The 17,389-nt window shown below is 60.7% G+C and carries 19 protein-coding genes; 8 read left to right on the forward strand and 11 right to left on the reverse strand.

Features of this window, described 5'->3' with window-relative positions; translation table 11 throughout:
• Both J4E53_RS03450 and cfaB read left to right on the forward strand, forming a co-directional pair.
• Positions 1–992 (forward strand): HAD-IC family P-type ATPase (locus J4E53_RS03450; protein WP_207268104.1); only part of this gene is annotated, 992 nt, incomplete at its 5' end.
• A gap of 181 nt (positions 993–1,173) precedes the next feature.
• Positions 1,174–2,361 (forward strand): C17 cyclopropane fatty acid synthase CfaB, encoded by a 1,188-nt coding sequence (cfaB, locus tag J4E53_RS03455; RefSeq protein WP_060739951.1) that lies wholly within the window; start codon positions 1,174–1,176, stop codon positions 2,359–2,361.
• Here cfaB and cls read toward each other — a convergent pair.
• Positions 2,358–3,797 carry a cardiolipin synthase gene (gene cls / locus J4E53_RS03460; protein ID WP_103307951.1) on the reverse strand — a complete coding sequence of 480 codons (1,440 nt, stop codon included), beginning with the start codon at positions 3,795–3,797 and terminating at the stop codon, positions 2,358–2,360. The genes cfaB and cls overlap by 4 nt on opposite strands.
• 141 nt (positions 3,798–3,938) lie before the next feature.
• On the opposite strand from cls, the gene J4E53_RS03465 reads away from it, so the two are divergent.
• Positions 3,939–4,460, forward strand: a complete 522-nt coding sequence (locus J4E53_RS03465) for a DUF3617 domain-containing protein (protein WP_063323704.1) — start codon at positions 3,939–3,941, stop codon at positions 4,458–4,460.
• A 124-nt stretch (positions 4,461–4,584) separates the two neighbouring features.
• On the opposite strand, the gene J4E53_RS03470 is transcribed toward J4E53_RS03465, so the two are convergent.
• The 5 genes from J4E53_RS03470 to J4E53_RS03490 all read right to left on the reverse strand — a co-directional run bounded on the left by J4E53_RS03470 (position 4,585) and on the right by J4E53_RS03490 (position 8,407).
• Positions 4,585–5,460: a metal ABC transporter substrate-binding protein gene (locus J4E53_RS03470; protein WP_103307952.1), complete on the reverse strand. Its 876-nt coding sequence runs from the start codon at positions 5,458–5,460 to the stop codon at positions 4,585–4,587.
• Positions 5,461–5,471: 11 nt separating this feature from the next.
• Entirely contained in the window at positions 5,472–6,338 is an 867-nt protein-coding gene (locus tag J4E53_RS03475) for a metal ABC transporter permease (RefSeq protein ID WP_103307953.1), read from the reverse strand.
• The gene (locus J4E53_RS03480) at positions 6,338–7,006 is read right to left on the reverse strand and encodes a metal ABC transporter ATP-binding protein (RefSeq protein ID WP_060739956.1); all 669 of its coding nucleotides are present in this window, start codon (positions 7,004–7,006) and stop codon (positions 6,338–6,340) included. Before J4E53_RS03480 ends, J4E53_RS03475 begins: the two co-directional genes overlap by 1 nt.
• The gene (folE2, locus tag J4E53_RS03485) at positions 7,003–7,899 is read right to left on the reverse strand and encodes a GTP cyclohydrolase FolE2 (RefSeq protein WP_103307954.1); all 897 of its coding nucleotides are present in this window, start codon (positions 7,897–7,899) and stop codon (positions 7,003–7,005) included. The genes J4E53_RS03480 and folE2 overlap by 4 nt, the downstream gene beginning before the upstream one ends.
• A 115-nt stretch (positions 7,900–8,014) precedes the next feature.
• A complete protein-coding gene (locus J4E53_RS03490; protein ID WP_081015350.1) occupies positions 8,015–8,407 on the reverse strand; it encodes a glutamine synthetase in 393 nt (130 codons plus the stop codon).
• Between the two features lie 127 nt (positions 8,408–8,534).
• On the opposite strand from J4E53_RS03490, the gene zigA reads away from it, so the two are divergent.
• Both zigA and J4E53_RS03500 read left to right on the forward strand, forming a co-directional pair.
• Positions 8,535–9,743, forward strand: coding sequence for a zinc metallochaperone GTPase ZigA (zigA, locus tag J4E53_RS03495; protein ID WP_103307955.1), 1,209 nt, complete (start codon positions 8,535–8,537; stop codon positions 9,741–9,743).
• Positions 9,743–10,393: a DUF1826 domain-containing protein gene (locus tag J4E53_RS03500; RefSeq protein WP_103307956.1), complete on the forward strand. Its 651-nt coding sequence runs from the start codon at positions 9,743–9,745 to the stop codon at positions 10,391–10,393. The genes zigA and J4E53_RS03500 overlap by 1 nt, the downstream gene beginning before the upstream one ends.
• Here J4E53_RS03500 and J4E53_RS03505 read toward each other — a convergent pair.
• Positions 10,390–10,743 (reverse strand): hypothetical protein, encoded by a 354-nt coding sequence (locus tag J4E53_RS03505; protein ID WP_060739960.1) that lies wholly within the window; start codon positions 10,741–10,743, stop codon positions 10,390–10,392. The genes J4E53_RS03500 and J4E53_RS03505 overlap by 4 nt on opposite strands.
• 27 nt (positions 10,744–10,770) lie before the next feature.
• On the opposite strand from J4E53_RS03505, the gene J4E53_RS03510 reads away from it, so the two are divergent.
• Entirely contained in the window at positions 10,771–11,736 is a 966-nt protein-coding gene (locus J4E53_RS03510; RefSeq protein ID WP_103307957.1) for a GTP-binding protein, read from the forward strand.
• Between the two features lie 12 nt (positions 11,737–11,748).
• Here J4E53_RS03510 and J4E53_RS03515 read toward each other — a convergent pair whose 3' ends face one another.
• A complete protein-coding gene (locus J4E53_RS03515) occupies positions 11,749–12,171 on the reverse strand; it encodes a DUF3301 domain-containing protein (protein ID WP_103307958.1) in 423 nt (140 codons plus the stop codon).
• Between the two features lie 119 nt (positions 12,172–12,290).
• On the opposite strand from J4E53_RS03515, the gene pdxY reads away from it, so the two are divergent.
• The gene (gene pdxY / locus J4E53_RS03520; protein WP_103307959.1) at positions 12,291–13,163 is read left to right on the forward strand and encodes a pyridoxal kinase PdxY; all 873 of its coding nucleotides are present in this window, start codon (positions 12,291–12,293) and stop codon (positions 13,161–13,163) included.
• A gap of 122 nt (positions 13,164–13,285) precedes the next feature.
• Here pdxY and J4E53_RS03525 read toward each other — a convergent pair whose 3' ends face one another.
• Positions 13,286–13,771: an acyl-CoA thioesterase gene (locus J4E53_RS03525; RefSeq protein WP_060739964.1), complete on the reverse strand. Its 486-nt coding sequence runs from the start codon at positions 13,769–13,771 to the stop codon at positions 13,286–13,288.
• A gap of 279 nt (positions 13,772–14,050) precedes the next feature.
• Here J4E53_RS03525 and J4E53_RS03530 point away from each other — a divergent pair, with 279 nt between their 5' ends.
• Positions 14,051–15,814 carry a cation:proton antiporter gene (locus J4E53_RS03530; RefSeq protein ID WP_103307960.1) on the forward strand — a complete coding sequence of 588 codons (1,764 nt, stop codon included), beginning with the start codon at positions 14,051–14,053 and terminating at the stop codon, positions 15,812–15,814.
• A 13-nt stretch (positions 15,815–15,827) separates the two neighbouring features.
• On the opposite strand, the gene J4E53_RS03535 is transcribed toward J4E53_RS03530, so the two are convergent.
• Entirely contained in the window at positions 15,828–16,235 is a 408-nt protein-coding gene (locus J4E53_RS03535) for an SMI1/KNR4 family protein (RefSeq protein WP_003187120.1), read from the reverse strand.
• Positions 16,236–16,375: 140 nt separating this feature from the next.
• Positions 16,376–17,251 carry a Tim44 domain-containing protein gene (locus tag J4E53_RS03540; protein WP_060739966.1) on the reverse strand — a complete coding sequence of 292 codons (876 nt, stop codon included), beginning with the start codon at positions 17,249–17,251 and terminating at the stop codon, positions 16,376–16,378.
• Positions 17,252–17,389: the final 138 nt, after the last annotated feature.

A 17,389-nucleotide genomic window follows, 5' to 3' on the forward strand; every position in this document is an offset into this window, starting at 1 on the left:
GCAGCTCGGCCTTTTTGGAAGAACTGGCGGACCTGACCTCGTTGGTCGTCGACAAGACTGGCACCTTGACCTATGGCGTGTTGCGCCTGCAATCCATCGAACCTGCCCAGGATGCTCAGGCATCGTTGCTGCTGCCGCTGGCTGCCAGCCTCGGGTCGGCCAGCAGTCATCCGGTCAGTCGTGCCTTGGCGGGGCTGGTGGAACAGGACAACTGCCTGGCCCTGACGGACATTCGTGAGCGCCAGGGGTTGGGTGTGGTCGCGATGACGGCTCAGGGCGAAGCGGCCCTCGGTCGGCCGGAGTTGTTTGCACAGTTGGGCATTCAAACCCCAGCGGTTCCTGAGCACGACGGCCCGATTGCCGGTCTGGCGCTGGATGGGCAGTTCCTCGCCTGGTTGCTGTTGGCCGACAGCGTCAAGCCGGAGGCACAGGTGGCCATGGCCGAGTTGCGCGAGTTGGGTCTGGGCCGTCAGTTGCTGTTGACCGGCGACCGCCAGAGCGTGGCCACGACCCTGGCCCGGGATGTCGGCATCGGCGATGTGCAAGCCCAGGCCTTGCCGGAAGACAAACTCAAGCGGGTCATGGCAGAAATCGACCATGGGTTCCGCCCGATGGTGGTGGGCGATGGCATCAACGATTCCCTGGCGCTCAAGGCCGGGGTGGTGGGCGTCGCCATGGGAGCCGGTGGTGCAGACATCGCCCTGGCGTCAGCAGACATCGTGCTGATCGGCAGCGACCTGCGGCGCCTCGGCACCTGCGTACGATTGAGTCGCCAGTGTCGGCGCACGTTGCAGGTCAACGTGATCATTGGCCTGGGCTGGACGCTGGCCATCGTTGCCTTTGCCGCCTTCGGCTGGCTTGGCGCGGCGGGGGCGATGATCGCTGCGCTGCTGCACAATCTCAGTACCCTGCTAGTGTTAGGTAATGCCGGGCGCTTGCTGCGGTTCCAGGAGCCACTGCTCAAGATCCAAGCGAAGGGCACCGTTGGGTAGGGTCAGCGAACTGCGCGTTGTACTTGCAGTCTGCTATTGGAGAGGGCGTGCCAGCGCAGGAGTTACCCGCCACAGGAGTGATTTGGGACAGCGATAGAAAAAGGCTATAAATTCGATAGCCTGCTATTTTTCTAGCATGGTCTACCCTCATTTCAGACGTCTGAAACAAGGGGGATTTTCCATGCTCGCGCAACTTCCACCGGCCTTACAGAATCTGCATTTACCGCTTCGGCTGCGGCTCTGGGATGGCCACGAATTTTCACTGGGGGCCGACCCCAGCGTCACGATTGTGGTCAAGGACCCACAAATGGTCGCGCAATTCACTCACCCCAGCCTGGACGCATTGGGGGCGGCGTTTGTCGAAGGCAAACTGGAACTCGAAGGCCCGATCCACGAAGTCATTCGGGTCTGCGATGAATTGAGCCAGGCCTTGGTCGAGGACGATCCCGACAACCAGCCGGTGCGCTCGGTCCACGACAAGGAAACCGACGCCAAGGCGATCTCCTACCACTACGATCTTTCCAACGCGTTTTATCAGCTATGGCTCGACAGCGACATGGCCTATTCCTGTGCCTATTTCGAGACAGGCAGCGAAACCCTCGAGCAGGCCCAGCAAGCCAAGTTTCGCCACCTGTGTCGCAAGCTGCGATTGCAACCGGGGGACTACCTGCTGGATGTCGGTTGTGGATGGGGTGGCCTGGCGCGTTATGCCGCGCGGGAGTTTGGTGCCAAAGTCTTCGGCATTACCCTGAGCAAGGCGCAGCTGGCGTTGGCCCGGGAACGGGTCAAGGCCGAAGGCCTGGAGGATCAGGTCGAGTTGCAACTGCTGGACTACCGCGACCTGCCCCAGGACGGCCGCTTCGACAAAGTGGTCAGCGTGGGTATGTTCGAGCATGTCGGCCACGCCAACCTCGAGCAGTACTGCAAGACGTTGTTCGGCGCCGTGCGCGAAGGTGGGCTGGTGATGAACCATGGCATCACCGCCAAGCACACCGACGGGCGTCCGGTCGGTCGCGGCGCGGGCGAGTTCATTGAGAAGTACGTATTCCCCAACGGCGAGTTGCCGCACCTGTCGATGATTTCCGCGCAGATCAGTGAAGCGGGGCTGGAGATCGTCGATGTGGAAAGCTTGCGCATGCACTATGCACGCACGCTCGATCACTGGAGTGAACGCCTGGAGGACAATCTCGAGGCAGCGTCGAAGGAAGTGCCGGAGCAGGCATTGCGGATCTGGCGTCTGTACCTGGCCGGGTGCGCCTACGCGTTCGCCAAGGGTTGGATCAACCTGCACCAGATCCTGGCGGTGAAGGCCCATGCCGACGGTAGCCATGAGCTGCCATGGACCCGCGACGACATCTACACCCCTTAGAGAATCGGGGAAATAAGCCGGGCGATCCGCATGCCGACCTTCTGCAGGCGGTGGGTCTCCCGGCTTTCCTGTTTGTCGATTTCCTGGGCTTGGGCGAAGTCCTCTTCAAGCATTTGCTCGACCTCACTGGCGAACGGGATATCCACGGTGAGCAGCATGACTTCGAAGTTCAAGCGGAACGAACGGTTGTCCAGGTTCGCACTGCCAATGGCGCTGATTTCCCGGTCGATCAACACCACTTTCTGATGCAGGAAGCCCGGTCCATAACGGAACATCCGCACACCGGCCCGTACCGCTTCAAACGCGTACAGGCTGGACGCTGCGTAGACGATCTTGTGGTCGGGCCGCGAGGGCAGCAGGATGCGCACATCCACGCCGCGCAGTACCGCCAGGCGCAAAGCTGCGAACACCGCTTCGTCGGGGATGAAGTAGGGTGTGGTGATCCAGACGCGTTCGCTGGCGGCGTGAATGGCCTCGACGAAAAACAGCGAGCAGGTTTCATAGGCGTCGGCCGGGCCGCTGGCCAGCAACTGGCAAAGCACGCCGTCGTCCGGGTAGCTGTCCGGCAGGATCAGCGGGGGCAGGGAACGGGCCGCCCAGAACCAGTCTTCGGCGAACGACTCTTGCATGCTCGCCACCACCGGCCCGCACACTTGCACATGGGTGTCGCGCCAGGGCGCCAAGGGTGGTTTATCGCCCATGTATTCGTCACCGACGTTGTGCCCGCCGACGAACCCTTGCACGCCGTCCACCACCACGATCTTTCGATGGTTGCGAAAGTTGACCTGGAATCGGTTGAGCCAGCCGCTGCGGGTGGCGAACGCTTTTACGTGGACGCCACCGTCGCGCAAGGCTTGCACGTAGCGGTGGGGCAGGGAGTGGCTGCCAATGCGGTCATAGAGCAGGTACACGGCCACGCCTTCGGCGGCTTTCTTCAAGAGCAGCGAGTGCAAGCGTTGACCGAGGCGGTCGTCATGGATGATGAAGAACTGGATCAGCACGGCCTGTCGTGCCTGTTCGATGGCCTGGAAAATCGCCTCGAACGTGGCGTGGCCGTTGACCAGCAAACGCACCTGATTATTGGCCAGGCACGGTGTGCGTCCCAGTTTCGGCATGGCCCGTAACGAGGCATAGGCTTGGGAGGCGCGAGCAGTCAGGGCTTCTTCGACCCAGGGGCGCCAGTTCAACTCGGAGATTGCCTTGCGCATTTCTTCGTTGGCTTGCCGACGCGCCTTGATATAACCATCGAACGTGCTGCGGCCGAACACCAGGTAAGGAATCAACGTCAGGTAGGGAATGAAGGTCAGCGACAGGGCCCAGGCAATCGAGCCTTGGGCGGTGCGCACCGTCAGCACGGCGTGGACGGCGGCAATGGAACCCAGGGTGTGGAGCAGCGCGATCAGGTAACCGAAAACATGCGGGCCGAAATAATCCATGGGGCAGCCTTGCTCCTGAAGTTTCAATGCTTAACAGACCATGTTCCGTGACGAATGTCGCTATTTAATTCACCGGTTCAGGCCCTGAACCGAACCCCGTGGACGGCGTCTAACGGCCACTTGTCCTCTGGAGTTCGTGTAATGAATGTTCGTCTGCTGGGTGTGGCCTTGGCGATGGGTTTGTCGGTTCCGATGGCGGCTCAGGCGCAGATGCTCCAGCCGGGTTTGTGGGAATTGACCACCAGCAATATGAAGGTCGATAACCAGAACCTGCCGGACCTGCAACTGATCCTTGGCCAGTTGCAAACCCAGATGACCCCGGAGCAACGGGCGATGCTGGAAAAGCAGGGGATTACCATGGGGGGTAAAGGCATTCGCGTGTGCCTGACCCCGGCGCAGGTGCAAACCAATGACATTCCGCTGCAAGACCCGCAATCGGGTTGCAAGCAGCAGATCACCGAGCGCACCGGCAATCAGTGGAAGTTCCGCTTCAGTTGCCCGAAAGCCCAGGGTACTGGGGTCGCGACATTCCAGAGTGATCGTGAATTCACCACCAAGGTCAACGGCACGTTCAATGCCACCGGCATCCAGCAGAACGGTAGCCTCGACACTCGCGCGGTCTGGCTGGGGCAGGATTGCGGGACGGTCAAACCGAGGGCTTGAAGCTCATTTGAAGTAATCGCTTGGTGAGCCTGTGGGAGCCAGGCTTGCTCGCGATGCAAACAATTCGGTGAGTCGCCAAGGGCGTCACCGTTCATCGCGGGCAAGCCTTGCTCCCACAAATGCTCTAAGGCCGACTCAGCGCCTCGTACAACGTATTGAGGTTGTATTCGAACAGGCCGGTGAACGTGCTCGCCGGTCCGCTGGCGGCGAGTGCGTCGGAGTACAGCGTGCCGCCGATGTGAGCGCCGCTCTCGTCGGCGATCTGCTTGAGCAGGCGCGCGTCCTTGATGTTTTCCATGAACACCGCTTTGACTTTCGCCTGACGGATCTGGGTAATCAGCGCCGCGACTTCTGCCGCCGACGGTTCACGTTCGGTGGATAACCCCTGGGGCGCCATGAACTCGATGCCATAGGCCTGGCCCAGGTAACCGAATGCATCGTGGGACGTCACGATCTTGCGATTACCGGCAGGCAATGCGCCGAGCTTGGCCTTGGCTTCGGCGAGTAGGGCGTAAATCTTTTTCAGGTATGCCTGGCTGTTACGTTCGTAGTCGGCCTTGTTGGCCGGGTCGGCAGCTTCCAGTGCCTTGGTGATGTTGCTGACATACAGCTCGGCGTTCGCCAGGTTGTGCCACGCGTGCGGGTCGGGGATGGTCTCACCGTCCTCATCCAGTGACCGCGGGATGACGCCACGGCTGGCGCTGATCACCGGGGCACTGGTTTCGGTACTGGTCACCAGTCGGTCCAGCCACGGCTCGAAACCCAAGCCATTCTTGATGATCAGTGTTGCCCTGAGCAACGCCTTGGCGTCGTCTGGGGTGGGTTCGTAGGTGTGTGCATCGGCGTCCGGCCCGACCATGTTGGTGATTTGAATATGCTCACCACCGACCTGTCGGGTCATGTCGGCGAGGATGCTGAAGCTGGTCACCACCTGGAGTTTTTCGGCGGCGGACAGGGACATGGACAGCATCAGACTGATTAGCACGAGCAGTACGCGCATCGGGAAACACCTCATTGGGATGTGAGCAAGGGCGGGCGGCGCAGCAAACCGTGCACCGGCCCGAATACCACCGACAGCAGATACGACACGCCCGCCACCAGAACGATGGACGGTCCGCTGGGCAGTGAGTAATAGAACGACAACAGCAGGCCAAGCCAAACCGAGAGGCAACCGAGCAGCGCGGCGATCAGGATCAGTAGCGGCAGGCGACGGCTCCAGAATCGCGACGCGGCGGCCGGCAGCATCATCAGGCCGACCACCATCAACGCGCCGATGGCCTGGAAACCGATCACCAGGTTCAGCACCACCAAGGTCAGGAACACGCCGTGGGCCAAAGGGCCGAGACGACTGACGGTTTGCAGGAACAGCGGGTCGAGGGTATCGAGCAGCAGCGGTCGATAAATCAACGCCATCGCCACCAGGCTGGCGCCGGAAACCCACAACATGCCGGTGAGTGTGGGGCCGTCCACCGCCAAGGCCGAGCCAAACAGCAGATGCAACAAGTCCAGGCGTTTGCCGGCCATGCCGAGGATCAACACGCCGGCCGCCAGGGAAATGGGATAAATCGCCGCGAGGCTGGCGTCCTCTCGTAGGCCGGTGCGCCGGGTAATCCAGGCGGCAAGCCCGGCCATGCTCAGGCCCGCGCCCAGGCCGCCCAGGGTCAAGGCCGGCAGGCTCAGCCCGGCAAACCAGAAGCCCAGGGCGGCACCTGGCAGGATGCCGTGAGCCACGGCGTCACCGATCAAGCTCATGCGCCGAAGGATCAGGAACACCCCCAACGGTGCCGTGCTGCACGCCAACACCAGGCCACCCAGCAGGGCCCGACGCATGAAGACGAACTCTTGAAAGGGTTGCCAGAAATGCGTGGCCGCGAGCATCAGGCCACCCACGCATGGGGTTGTTGGGCGATCAAATCGACACTGCGGCCCAGCACGCAGCCGGTGTTTTTGATCAGCAGCGTATGGGGGACATGTTGGCGTACCGCTGCCAGGTCATGACACACCACTACGAGGGTTCTGCCTGCTGCGTGCCAGCGATGGATGTGTTTCCACAGTAGCGCCTGGCCTTGTTCGTCGAGGGCGGCGTGGGGTTCGTCGAGCAACAGCAAAGGCGCTTCGGCCAGGCTCAGGCGAGCGAGCAGGGCGCGTTGCAGCTCGCCTCCCGACAGCGCCATTAGCGGACGCTGCTCAAGGCCGTTCAATGCCCAATCGTCCAGTACGGTCTGCAGTAACTGTCTACGCATGGCTGGCGTGTGGCGATTGCCCCAAGAACCGGCCGCCACCAGGTCTTGCAAGTTGATGGGGAATTGCCGATCCAGATGTTGCTGCTGGGGCATGAATGAGACGCCACCACGTCGTGGAACATTCAAGGCGACTTTGCCGGCCAGCGGCTTTTGCAGCCCCGCGAGCACTTTCAACAGGCTGCTTTTGCCCGAGCCGTTGGCGCCGATGATGGCGGTGAGGCTGCCTGCCGGTCGCTCCATGGCGAGGGGCGGTGTGAGGGGTTGTCCGGGTGCACCCCAGCGCAGTGCTTGGCAGTCGATCATGATGGCTCCCGGGTCCAGCGGCTTTGTGCCACGGCGTCATGGGCATGAAGGCTTTCGGCGTGAACGACGCGTACATCCAGGGCGGTGATCTCCGATGAGCGGGCCAGGGCCGTGCTCAATCGCCGCGCGGCGTCTTCGCAGAACATCAGGTTTTGCCCGTTGGCCAAGGCGAAGGCTTGCTCATCGGCGCGTTTCACGGCGGTCTGCACGGCGGTGCCGAGGGCTGCTTCGGCTTGGTTGATGAACCACTGCAGCGGCAATTCGTCGACAGCGGTGTCCAGACGCAGGGTCAAGGTCGCCGTGCTGCGCTGGCTATGAGGGGTGGCGACAATGCCGTTCGATGAGCCCAGCCAGGCGAGAATTTCGGCATGCTCAAGTTTCTTGTTAGCGAAGTCGTCGACAAATTGCTGTTGGATCAACTGCCGGGCAAGGGCTGCCGAACAAGGGCAAGTCGAGGAATAGGGGATCTGAATTTTCAGTTCCACGTGGAACATTGTGTTTTTCAACTGAGCTTCGATACTCACCGGATAACCTTTCCAGCCTGCCAACGGGCTGATTAGCGCCGGACGTTTGAGCAGTAGATTGGTATGCACGCTGAGCGAAGCCGCATGGGATAAGCCTTCATGGCTATCAAGAAATTGCTCCAGGATTCGGCGCAATAGCGCTGGAGAAAGTGGCGTCTCTTCCAGTAACCCCAGCGCCAGATATAAGCGCGACATATGAATGCCGCGTGCCTCGCTGTCATCGAGGCTCACACCGGCGTCGACCGTTGCGCTGAGGCGCTGGCCATCAATCAACACCGGCGTTGCGATACCACACATGCCTACCCAATCAAGGGGCAGGGTTTGATGTGAAACCTGCGCAGCCACATCGGGCAGCGTTAACGCATTCATGGTCAAGGCCCATCGAAGGTTAAAATTAGATGTTATAGTATAACAGTTAATTTCAAGAAACCTTTTCCATGAAAGGAGTTTCATCTCCCCGCATGTTCACGTTCCACGTGAAACATTAACGCGATGAATCCTGGCACCCGTTCATGCGGCCGCATGTAAATGCACCGGTGCTACCGCCCGAGCTGGAAAAACGATTGAGGGTGGTCCAGCCCACACGCCGGCTGTATCCAACCCAACTTTCTCCATCCGACGCCAGTCCGGTAAAGAACGTGAGCTGACCATAACGGCTGTTCGTTTGCGCCCAATAGCGGCGACTGGCGGCTTCAAAGCCGCGTAAGTAAATAGTGTTTCCAGCCGTCGCAACGCTATAGGCATTGCCTTGCATATCCACACACGCCAGCAAATTCGCGCTACGGGTGCAGTTTGCCAAGAGCGGACTCTGGGCCGCAGCGCCTGACGCCCACAGCAACAATGAGCCCGCAAAAACAAATTTCAGAGGATTGCGCATGGATGGATCTCAGACGAATGAGGAGCGGCGGGGCTGGTTGAACTGTGTTGTTATACTATAACATAAAAACAACCAAGCCCTGAAAACGAGCCGTCATCGAAGCGGCCGCCCGATGAGGATATACCTGATGCCCAATCGTCTTCCCGTCACCTTACTGTCCGGATTCCTCGGTGCCGGTAAAAGCACACTGCTCAATCACGTCCTGCGGAATCGCGACAACCTGCGGGTTGCTGTGATCGTCAACGATATGAGCGAGATCAACATCGATGGCAGCGAAGTCCAGCGAGATGTCACCCTGAGTCGTTCCGAAGAGAAACTGGTGGAAATGAGCAACGGCTGCATCTGCTGCACGTTGCGCGAGGACTTGCTCGAAGAAGTCGGGCAACTCGCCAGGGAAGGGCGTTTCGACTACTTGCTGATCGAGTCCACCGGTATTTCCGAACCGCTGCCAGTGGCGGAAACCTTCACGTTTCGCGATGAAGAGGGCCGAAGCCTGGCCGATGTGGCGCGACTCGATACCCTGGTCACGGTGGTCGATGGGGTGAATTTCCTGCTGGATTACCAGGCCGCCGAAAGCCTGGCGTCGCGAGGCGAAACCCTGGGTGAGGAGGATGAGCGCTCGATCACCGATCTGCTGGTCGAACAAATCGAGTTTGCCGACGTGATTCTGATCAGCAAGATCGACCTGATCAGCCAGCATGAGCGGGAAGAGTTGACCGCGATTCTGCAGCGTCTCAACGCCCAGGCGCAGATCATTCCGATGGTCATGGGGCAGGTGCCACTGGGCAGAATCCTCGACACAGGCCTTTTCGACTTCGAACGCGCCGCCCAGGCACCTGGCTGGCTACAGGAACTGCGCGGTGAGCACGTGCCAGAAACCGAGGAATACGGCATCGCCTCGACTGCTTATCGGGCTCGCCGGCCGTTTCATCCCCAGCGGTTCTTCAACTTCATCGACCGGCCGTGGCCCAATGGCAAACTCCTGCGCTCCAAGGGGTTCTTCTGGCTGGCCAGCAAGCCTGAGGAGGCGGGCAGCTGGTCCCAGGCTGGCGGCTTGATGCGACATGGCTTCGCCGGGCGCTGGTGGCGGTTCGTGCCGAAAAACCAATGGCCGCAGGATGAAGAGAGCACCGCGGCGATCATGAAGAACTGGCTGGCTGCCACAGGCGATTGCCGCCAGGAGCTGGTCTTCATTGGCCAGGACATTGATTTTGGCCAACTCGCCGCTGAACTGGATGCTTGCCTGCTCACCGATGTGGAAATGGCCCTCGGGGTCGAAAATTGGCGCTTGTTGCCGGATCCGTTCGGGCCGTGGCATGAAGAGGTTGCAGCGTGATGCTGGCGCCCAGTCTGAAACGAGCGACGCAGGTACGACAGGTCCAAGGTGATACGCCAGGGGTATTCACGCAGATCCTGGACGACGGCACCAACCTGGCGGTCTGGCAGCGTCAGCTTCCCGCCCACATCAGCGATTTTGCGGCCATGGTGCTGGCGATGGACCAGCCGCTGGCTGAATCACGGGTGCTCGATTTGCCAGAGGAAGACACCCAGCCAGCGCTGCACGGTCTGGCCGCGGGTTTCGGTGACCTGCAGGGCTATGAGGGCTTTATCGCCGATGTTTCCTGGCTGGTCTGTGCGTTTGCCTGCCTGTTGGGCGCGCAACGTGTCGGTCTGCGCCTGCGCACGCTGGACAAGGCCATGTGCCCGCGCTTCCACGTTGACCACGTACCGGTGCGGCTGCTGACCACTTATGCGGGCGTCGGCAGCCAGTGGCTCAAGGAAGAGGCGATGGACCGTCGGCACCTGGCACAGCCAGAGGCAGAGCCGGTTGATCCGCGCGTGATCCAGCAGTTTGGTTGCGGTGATGTCGGCTTGCTTAAAGGCGAGAAATGGCGCGGTAATGAGGGGTTCGGCCTGATCCATCGCTCGCCGGCGCCTGCGCCGGGAGAGCGTCGCCTGATTCTCACGCTGGATTGGCTGGCTTAGGGCTTGAGCCAGGTGCCTTGGCTTTGCCCTTCGCAAAATGGCTGCAGGTACGCGGCATCGGTCGCCACGCCGTAATAGTGAATATCCTGGCGGTAAGGCATATTGGCGACCTGGGCGTTGCTGCAAACGCCGAACGCGCCGCCAGGGCATTGATCGACGTATTGCACCTCGACCTTCTGGCCGGCGAGGTTTGGCTGGCAGAAGCCATCGGCAAACAGCTTCTGCGGAATGCTGCGGTTCTGTTGGCAGACTTTCACATCGAGTCGCTCCGCCTGGCTGTGAACCACGCAGGCCTGGGCCAGCGCCTGGTCCGACGTCAGTGCCAGTAACAACCAGCCGATCAATCGCATGTTCACCTCCTTCGAAAGCCGTCGATTATGTTGCAGCACATTCCCACCCATGTCATCGCCGGCCCCTTGGGCGCCGGCAAGACCAGCCTGATCAAGCATCTGCTGGCCCAGCGACCGGCCAATGAACGCTGGGCGGTGCTGATCAACGAGTTCGGCCAGATCGGCCTGGATGCCGCGCTGCTGACCCAGGCTGGCGATGGTATCGCACTGGGCGAAGTGGCCGGCGGCTGTTTGTGCTGCGTCAATGGCGCGCCGTTTCAGATCGGTCTTGGGCGTTTGCTGCGCAAGGCCCGGCCGGATCGGCTGTTTATCGAACCCTCGGGCCTGGGTCATCCGGCACAGTTGATGCGGCAACTGAGTGAAGCGCCCTGGCTCGGCGTGCTCGCGGTACAACCCTGTGTGCTGGTGCTGGATGCCCGGGCGATGGCGGACGGCAAACCCTTGCCCGATGCGCAGCGACAAACCCTGGCGGATGCCGGACTGCTGGTGCTGAACAAATCCGAGAGCCTCACGCAAGCCGATCGCGAACGGGTGACGGCGCAACTGTCAGGGTCTGCGTTGTACTGGACGCAACACGCGGCATTACCGATCAATCGATTGCCAGGCCTCGGGGCTAAGGGCCGCGGGTCTGTGGATAACGTGAACCTGCCCAAGAGTCTGGGGCAGATCCCGGCCATCTGGACCGACCCGACGCAACCCATCTGCCTGTATCAGCAGCAGGACGGAGGCTGGAGTATCGGCTGGCGCTGGCACCCAAGCCAACGATTCGACGCGGCGGCGCTGACGCGATGGCTACAAGACCAGGGCTGGAAACGGGCGAAGATGGTTATCCACAGCCGCGACGGTTGGGTTTCAGCCAATGCGTTGGAGGGGGCGGCGCTGGACTGGCAAGCCAGCGAGTGGCGCCAGGATTCTCGGGTCGAGCTGATTTTCCATCAGCCGCAAGACGTCGATCGCCTGAAAGCCGGTCTGGTGAGTTGTCGATGTTCCTGAATCAGCCTTGTTTCAAGGCTTCCACTTGTTGTGTTCCTGGCGCCACTGGCTCAATTCGATGACTTCAGCCCTGGGCCTGGTCTGGACCGGTTCGATGGGCGCTGGCGGTGTTTCTTCGAAGGGCATCGGGTAGGGCGCCAGCTCTATGTGTGCGCTGTGGGCACCAAATTGGGTGATGGTGCCCGAATGGCGGCTTTCGCCGGTGACGGTGAACTCGAAGTTGTAGATGCGAGCCAGGCGTCGTCGTCCATTGGCGTCCTTCACGAAGCCGATTTTTTTCAGCGCCACATTGCCGTCCAGCAGCTCGATCTTGAGGTTGGCGCAATGCTGCATGACCCTCGCCAACGCCCGTTCGCGCAAGCCATGGTTGTGCCACAGCCAGGCGCCGCCGGTAGCCAGCAGCATCAGCACGAAGATGTTTCCAAGGGTCAGCATGAACGAAGTGCTCCAACAAGTTGCTGTCAGCTTAACTGTCTCGCCGGTCTGTCGTACAGGCTGTGTTTAGTCGCATACTGCGCGGCTTGAATTTCAATCGTTTTACGGAAACTTCCCGCATGAAACGTACGCCTCATCTGCTTGCCATTCAGTCCCACGTGGTGTTCGGTCACGCTGGCAATAGCGCCGCGGTGTTTCCGATGCAGCGGGTCGGCGTGAACGTCTGGCCGCTCAATACCGTGCAGTTTTCCAATCACACCCAGTACGGCCAATGGGCCGGTGAGGTGTTGGCGCCAGAGCAGATACCGGCATTGGTAGATGGCATTGCCGCTATCGGTGAGCTGGGGCATTGCGATGCGGTGTTGTCCGGTTACCTGGGCAGCGCGGCTCAGGGGCGGGCGATTCTGACGGGCGTGGCGCGGATCAAGGCCGCCAACCCCAAGGCGCTGTACCTGTGCGACCCGGTCATGGGGCACCCTGAGAAGGGCTGCATCGTGGCGCCCGAGGTGAGCGAATTTCTCCTGGAAGAAGCCGCTGCCGTGGCGGACCTCATGTGCCCGAACCAACTGGAGCTGGACAGTTTTTCGGGGCGCAAGGCGCAGTCGTTGCTGGACTGCCTGGCCATGGCCCGCGCGTTGCTGGCCCGTGGCCCGAAGGCGGTGCTGATCAAGCACCTGGCCTACCCCGGCAAACCCGATGACAGTTTCGAAATGCTGCTGGTGACCGCCAATGACAGTTGGCACCTGCGTCGTCCACTGCTGGCTTTCCCGCGCCAGCCGGTGGGGGTGGGCGATCTGACGTCGGGCCTGTTCCTGGCGCGGATTCTGCTGGGGGACAGTTTGGTCGCGGCATTCGAATTCACCGCCGCGGCGGTGCACGAAGTGTTGCTGGAGACCCAGGCCTGTACCAGCTACGAGCTGGAACTGGTCCGCGCCCAGGACCGGATCGCCCATCCACGGGTGCGCTTCGAGGCTGTGCCAATCAGCCTCTGATCGCCCGTGGAGATGCTGCAAATCCCTGTGGGAGCAAGCTTGCTCGCGATGAGGCCATCACACTCAACATCGATGCTGGCTGTGACACCGCCATCGCGAGCGAGCGCGCTCCCGGCGGCCGATTAAGGCCCGTCCGCCTTGATCTCCTGGTAGCGCCTCTCCAGTTCCTGGCGGATCTGTCGGCGTTGCTGGGCTTGTTCGTAGCGGCGTTTTTCTTCGCTGTTTTGCGGCTGCAAGGGCGGCACGGTCGCGGGTTTGCGTTGGTCATCCACCGCAACCATGGTGAAGAAGCAACTGTTGGTGTGGCGCACCGAACGCTCGCGAATATTTTCGGTCACGACTTTGATGCCCACTTCCATCGACGTGTTGCCGGTGTAGTTCACCGAGGCCAGGAAGGTCACCAGTTCGCCGACATGAATCGGCTCACGAAAGATGACCTGGTCAACCGACAGGGTCACCACGTAGCGTCCGGCGTAGCGGCTGGCGCAGGCGTAGGCGACTTCGTCGAGGTATTTGAGCAAGGTGCCGCCATGGACATTGCCAGAGAAGTTGGCCATATCGGGGGTCATCAACACCGTCATCGACAGCTGGGCGTTTCCGGGTTCCATAACGTACTCACGGTTCAAGGCAGTCATTCGGGAGGCACCTCTGCGGGTGCTAGGGGTGGCCTGCGAACAGGTCACCAGGTTTTAAAAACCACACGATATCGGGACGCTGCGCCTGTGGTTGCCGTCACGCGCCGATGGATCTGTTTCCATATATTGCACCGTCTTTTTGTCGGAAGTCGCGGTGTTACCCTTCAAAAGCCCGTTGCGAGGGCAATTCCTACAGAGGAAACGGATTTCTCCAGCTCTGCAGTGAGTCATTTTTGAACAGGGAGCCCCGACATGCATGCCATCAGTTTCATCCAGGATTTGGCGATCATCATGATGGCGGCGGGGTTGGTGACCGTACTCTTTCATCGTTTCAAACAACCGGTGGTATTGGGCTACATCGTGGCCGGCTTCATCATTGGTCCGCACACGCCACCGTTCGGCTTTATCCATGACGAAGACACGATCAAGACCCTGGCCGAGCTCGGGGTGATCTTCCTGATGTTTTGCCTGGGCCTTGAATTCAGCCTGCGCAAACTGTTCAAGGTCGGCGCCACGGCCTTCATTGCGGCGTTCCTCGAAATTGTGCTGATGATCTGGATCGGCTACGAAATCGGCCGCTGGTTCGACTGGAGCACCATGGACTCGCTGTTCCTCGGCGCCATCCTGGCCATTTCCTCCACCACGATCATCGTCAAGGCGCTCAATGACCTGAAGATGAAAAACGAGCGCTTCGCCCAGCTGATTTTCGGGGTGTTGATCGTCGAGGACATCCTGGGCATTGGCATCATCGCCTTGCTGTCGAGCATTGCCGTCAGCGGCACCGTGAGCTCCGGCGAAGTGTTTTCCACCGTCGGCAAGTTGTCGCTGTTCATGATCGTCGCGTTGGTCATCGGCATTCTGCTGGTGCCGAGGGTGCTGGCCTACGTGGCGAAGTTCGACAGCAACGAAATGCTGCTGATTACCGTACTGGGCTTGTGTTTCGGCTTCTGCCTGCTGGTGGTGAAACTGGAATACAGCATGGTGCTCGGGGCGTTCCTGATCGGTGCGATCATGGCTGAGTCCCGGCAACTGCTGAAGATCGAGCGCCTGGTGGAGCCGGTGCGTGATCTGTTCAGCGCGATCTTCTTCGTCGCCATCGGGTTGATGCTCGATCCGGCGATACTGCTGCAGTACGCCTGGCCGATTGCGGTGATCACGGGCGCGGTGGTGCTTGGCAAGATGTTGTCCTGCGGCCTTGGTGCCTTTATCGCCGGCAATGACGGACGCACCTCGCTGCGCGTTGGGATGGGGCTTTCCCAAATCGGCGAATTTTCCTTCATCATCGCTTCGCTGGGGATGACCCTGCAGGTCACCAGCAATTTCCTCTATCCGGTCGCGGTCGCCGTCTCGGTGTTGACCACACTGATGACGCCGTACCTGATCCGAGCTGCCGACCCGCTGTCCGTCAAGCTGGCAACGGTCATGCCGCGGCGCCTGACGCGGGTGCTGGGGATGTACGGGGAATGGCTGCGTAGCATCCAACCCCAGGGTGAAGGGGCGATGGTGGCGTCGATGATCCGGCGGATTTTGCTGCAGGTTGGCGTCAATCTGGCGCTGGTGATTGCGATTTTTGTCTCGGGTGGTTTTTTTGCCGAACGGATGTCGGCTTACCTGCAAGCCTGGATCAGCGACCCGAGCTGGCAGAAAGCACTGATCTGGGGTGGGGCGTTGCTGCTGTCGCTACCGTTCCTGATCGCCGCGTACCGCAAACTCAAGGCGCTGTCGATGCTGCTGGCGGAAATGGGCGTGAAGCCGGAGATGGCTGGCCGCCACACCCAGCGTGTGCGTCGGGTGATCGCCGAAGTGATCCCGATTCTCTCGCTACTGGTGATTTTCCTGCTCTTGGCGGCCTTGTCGGCCAGCATTCTGCCGACCAACAAGTTGCTCGTACTGATCGCCGTGGTGGCGACTGCCGTGGCGGCACTGCTCTGGCGCTGGTTCATCCGCCTGCATACGCGAATGCAGGTGGCCCTGCTTGAAACCCTGGACAACCACAAGGAGTCGTCCGGGCATTGACCGGCGACGGGGCTCAGCTTTCCAGCCAGACGTCCCGGGCCCAGTGCCAGACCGATTCCCAGGTTTCCTCGGCGATCAGTTCTTCTTCGGCCTGCCACAGCACCACCGTGCCGTCCTCTTCGACGCAGTAATAATCGTCGCCGTCCTGGCAGATCGGGATCAGGCTGCGGTCGACACCGGCATCCCAGGCGTTGGCGGCCACGTCCGGCAGGTAGGTGTGGGATTGTGGATCGGTGACGGTCACCGGCTCCAGGCTGCCGTAGACGACATCGCTGACGGTCAGCAAAAACTCCCTGAAGACGAATGGGATATCGATGAACAGCTGTTCTTCGATCTCTACCAGCAAATCTTCGTCGGGCAACTCCAGCGGGACCGGTACGGGTTCGTTGGCTTCACGCAATTGTTCGATGATTTCTTCCACGTCCGGGGATCCTCTTTCTCGATGGCGCGGTTTTATATGAAGCGGTTTATACAGTAGCTCGCTATAGATGCAACCGCGAAATAGAAAACCCCGGCCTGGGCCGGGGTTCTTTTATTTCAACATGCAAAACGGGCAAAGGTTCAACCGTTCTGGCGGATACCTGCCACCAGCCAAGGCTGGTCATCGCCCTGGGCGCGTTCCATGTTCCAGCTTTCGCTGAACGCTTCGCCCTTGTCGAAGCGAGAATCCTTCGACACACCGATGAAGGTTAGGGTGGCGATGGTCTTGTCGGCGCGATCGTCGACACCGTCCAGTTGCACCTGCAGGTTATCGATGTAGGTGGACTGGAAGCCATCACCCAGCTCGGCTCGCTCGCGCTTGAGGAACTCCAGCAGTTGCGGGGTCACGAACTCGGCGATCTTGTCCATTTCGTTCGCGTCCCAATGCTGCTGCAGGGCCATGAAGTGGTTGCGCGCGGCTTCGATGAAGCGCTGCTCGTTGAACCAGGCCGGCGCATTGATGACCGGACGAGCGGCCACAGGCGCTGCCGAACCACCGAAGATCGAACCACTGGCAGGCTGCTGGTTGAACACTTCACGCTGCATCGGCGCGTGGCCGGCTGGAGCGAGTTGCTCCTGCTGCTTGCGACGACGAGCGGCAATGAAGCGGAAGACCAGGAAGGCGATGACCGCCATGATCAGGATGTCGAAGATCTGCATGCCCTGGAAGCCGTCGCCCATGAACATGGAGGCGAGCAAGCCACCGGCTGCGATGCCGGCCAGGGGGCCGAGCCAGCGGGAAGCGCCGCTGGCCTTGGTGGCAGCGCCAGCGGCACCGGCCGCGCCTGCGGTGGCAGCGGTGGAGCCGGCGGCAGAAGACGGCGCCATCTGGCTGGTCTGGTGAGTCGGGGCTGCCCCCGAGCTTTTACCACCGCCAAAGCGCTTGGCGGCATTGGCATCGATGGCCATCGTCAGGCCGATGCACAACGCCATGGCGACGCTAAGAAAACGTTTCATATAAAGGCATTCCCATTTGTGGATAGCACGCGGGCCATGTTGCACAGCTGAACTGTTGCTGGCTAGCGGCAGAGTGTTTCTGGCTTTTGCATGACAGGTGAGGTTCAGCTTCAGCTGTGCAAGAGGGCCTGTTCGCTT

The sequence above is a fragment of the Pseudomonas sp. FW305-28 genome (assembly GCF_017351395.1).
Taxonomy (GTDB): domain Bacteria; phylum Pseudomonadota; class Gammaproteobacteria; order Pseudomonadales; family Pseudomonadaceae; genus Aquipseudomonas; species Aquipseudomonas fluorescens_AA.

Bases quoted from the DNA above. Each gene is read 5' to 3' on its own strand.
- J4E53_RS03490 (WP_081015350.1), bottom strand. From the start codon at position 8,407: ATGCGCAATCCTCTGAAATTTGTTTTTGCGGGCTCATTGTTGCTGTGG.
- J4E53_RS03465 (WP_063323704.1), top strand. From the start codon at position 3,939: ATGAATGTTCGTCTGCTGGGTGTGGCCTTGGCGATGGGTTTGTCGGTT.
- J4E53_RS03525 (WP_060739964.1), bottom strand. From the start codon at position 13,771: ATGGAACCCGGAAACGCCCAGCTGTCGATGACGGTGTTGATGACCCCC.
- J4E53_RS03510 (WP_103307957.1), top strand. From the start codon at position 10,771: ATGTTGCAGCACATTCCCACCCATGTCATCGCCGGCCCCTTGGGCGCC.
- J4E53_RS03505 (WP_060739960.1), bottom strand. From the start codon at position 10,743: ATGCGATTGATCGGCTGGTTGTTACTGGCACTGACGTCGGACCAGGCG.
- J4E53_RS03470 (WP_103307952.1), bottom strand. From the start codon at position 5,460: ATGCGCGTACTGCTCGTGCTAATCAGTCTGATGCTGTCCATGTCCCTG.
- zigA (WP_103307955.1), top strand. From the start codon at position 8,535: ATGCCCAATCGTCTTCCCGTCACCTTACTGTCCGGATTCCTCGGTGCC.
- J4E53_RS03530 (WP_103307960.1), top strand. From the start codon at position 14,051: ATGCATGCCATCAGTTTCATCCAGGATTTGGCGATCATCATGATGGCG.
- folE2 (WP_103307954.1), bottom strand. From the start codon at position 7,899: ATGAATGCGTTAACGCTGCCCGATGTGGCTGCGCAGGTTTCACATCAA.
- J4E53_RS03480 (WP_060739956.1), bottom strand. From the start codon at position 7,006: ATGATCGACTGCCAAGCACTGCGCTGGGGTGCACCCGGACAACCCCTC.
- J4E53_RS03475 (WP_103307953.1), bottom strand. From the start codon at position 6,338: ATGCTCGCGGCCACGCATTTCTGGCAACCCTTTCAAGAGTTCGTCTTC.
- cls (WP_103307951.1), bottom strand. From the start codon at position 3,797: ATGGATTATTTCGGCCCGCATGTTTTCGGTTACCTGATCGCGCTGCTC.
- pdxY (WP_103307959.1), top strand. From the start codon at position 12,291: ATGAAACGTACGCCTCATCTGCTTGCCATTCAGTCCCACGTGGTGTTC.
- cfaB (WP_060739951.1), top strand. From the start codon at position 1,174: ATGCTCGCGCAACTTCCACCGGCCTTACAGAATCTGCATTTACCGCTT.
- J4E53_RS03500 (WP_103307956.1), top strand. From the start codon at position 9,743: ATGCTGGCGCCCAGTCTGAAACGAGCGACGCAGGTACGACAGGTCCAA.
- J4E53_RS03515 (WP_103307958.1), bottom strand. From the start codon at position 12,171: ATGCTGACCCTTGGAAACATCTTCGTGCTGATGCTGCTGGCTACCGGC.
- J4E53_RS03540 (WP_060739966.1), bottom strand. From the start codon at position 17,251: ATGAAACGTTTTCTTAGCGTCGCCATGGCGTTGTGCATCGGCCTGACG.